The following is a 2,083-nucleotide window of genomic DNA, read 5'->3' as shown; positions in this document are numbered from 1 at the left end:
GATAGGCAGACTGAAGGGGAACGTTGAGGGAATGAGAGCATTTAGTTAAGAACAATAGTTCTGTTTAAAAAAGTTGATACAAGTATGAAAGTAATTACAAGAGTTTTAATTTTTATTATGAATAGGCACTAATTTTATATGTACTTTTAGGTCTAGAGTTTTTGACTTCGCATAAGGTGTATTATGTTAATTTTAGAGAAACTACTAAATTATATTGAGTTGTAAATAGTTGAAATTCCGTTAAGATATTTTGGATTAAATTCTATTCCTAGATAGCATTCGTGTTGACTCATCTCTCCAAAAAACTTTGGTTTTGTTTTCTTATGGTTTTTGCCATAGGATGGAGTAGTGTGTCTGTTGCATCAGTAAAGATAATGCATATCAATATTCAAACTGAAATGAGCCAAGATCATTGTTTAGATCAAGCACAGCAAGTCACTCAACATGGTATTAATCACGAAGTACAAACGAATACCGATTGCCATAATCATTTAGCTATTAATCAGAATATAGATCACAAAAAGTGTCAGGAATGTTCTAGCTTATCCTGCCAGACACAGATCTCATGTCTTCATTCTTTGCAAAGCTCGCTAGATCCCCTAGATACCTTCTATTCTATAGATCAGCCTAATTTTTATTACCTCAACCAATATCTAAATGGGTATTGGCAAGAAATTTCACGTCCTCCTAAAACTTAACCAATTTTTTTTAAAAATTTATTTATTTTTCAAAAACTAAGGTTAAGTTATGTCTCATAAAATTAGTTCGTACCTATTAGCAGGTATTTGTTTTGCATCGTCGCCTTTGGTTTTTGCCGAAGTGCGTGAATATCAGCTTGTTATTGATGAAGCAGTGGTCAGCCCAACTGGAAAGCCTGTAAAGCGCATTACCGTAAATGGTCAATTTCCTGCGCCTTTGCTTGAGTTTGAAGAGGGTGATGAAGCCATCATTCGCGTGAAAAATAATTTAAAAAACCAAGATTCTTCTATTCATTGGCACGGACTGTTGTTGCCGGGCATTATGGATGGTGTACCAGGATTTAATGGTTTTAACGGTATTAAGCCTCAAAGCGAGTATGTTTATAAATTCAAGATTCGCCAAAGCGGGACTTATTGGTATCACGCTCATTCTAAAGGACAGGAACAAGACGGCTTATATGGTTCTTTTGTGATTTATCCAAAAGGTAAAACACCATTGGCAGCACATGAAAAAGCTGAACGTGACTATGTGGTGATGTTGTCAGATTTTCATGAAAAAACCAGTGATCAAATTCAGAAAGATCTTAAAATTTCAGCTGAATATTATCAAGATCAGCGTGAAACCTTGGGTGATGTTTGGAAGCAGGTTAAACGTGATGGCATAAAAGCGACATGGTCTGACCGCAAAATGTGGAATCAGATGCGTATGCTAAAAACCGACATGTCGGATGTTACAGGTTATACCTTCCTCATTAATGGCAAAACACCTGAACAAAATTGGACAGGAATGTTTAAACCGAATGAAAAAATTCGCCTACGTTTTGTGAATGCATCTGCGATGTCTTTCTACGATGTCCGTATTCCTAACTTGAAAATGACTGTGGTTAGTGCTGATGGTCAGCCTGTGAAACCCATTTCTGTAGATGAATTCCGTATTGGTACGGCTGAAACTTATGATGTGATTGTGGAGCCAAAAGGTGGACATTATCAAATTGAAGCTGAGTCAATTGACCGTTCAGGTTATGCGATTGGTACGCTACACAATGAACTAAATCCTGTGACACACGGCATGCATATGCCTCAGCCACGTCCACGCTCGCTTTTGACTATGGAAGATATGGGACATGGTGGTGGTGATCATTCAGGAATGGATCATTCGAAAATGAACCATGGCGATATGAAAGGCACGGATCATTCACAGCATAGCGCAGTAAAACCGCAAAAAAATGATCAAGTGGTTTATGGTTGGGCAAATGCCTCTACACCTGCAGGTAATAAAGCTTTGCAATATAGCGATTTAAAATCGTTAGAGCCGCAAAAAGATACTCGTGAAGCCAGCAGTGAATTGGTCGTGCGTTTGGGCGGTACTATGGAACGTTATATTT

The 2,083-nt window shown here is 37.7% G+C and carries 2 protein-coding genes; both read left to right on the top strand.

Annotation, left to right across the window (positions count from 1 at the left end; translation table 11 throughout):
• The first annotated feature begins 350 nt into the window (after positions 1 to 350).
• Complete coding sequence (locus tag FTV38_RS17210) at positions 351 to 698, top strand: hypothetical protein (RefSeq protein WP_179995747.1); 348 nt, start codon at positions 351 to 353, stop codon at positions 696 to 698.
• 49 nt (positions 699 to 747) lie between these two features.
• Positions 748 to 2,083, top strand: a 1,336-nt coding sequence (locus tag FTV38_RS17205) for a multicopper oxidase domain-containing protein (protein WP_180023016.1), incomplete at its 3' end; no start/stop codon positions are given.

It is taken from the genome of Acinetobacter sp. YH16044 (assembly GCF_013417145.1).
Lineage (GTDB): Bacteria > Pseudomonadota > Gammaproteobacteria > Pseudomonadales > Moraxellaceae > Acinetobacter > Acinetobacter amyesii.
This window is presented reverse-complemented; position numbering and strand designations above follow the sequence as displayed.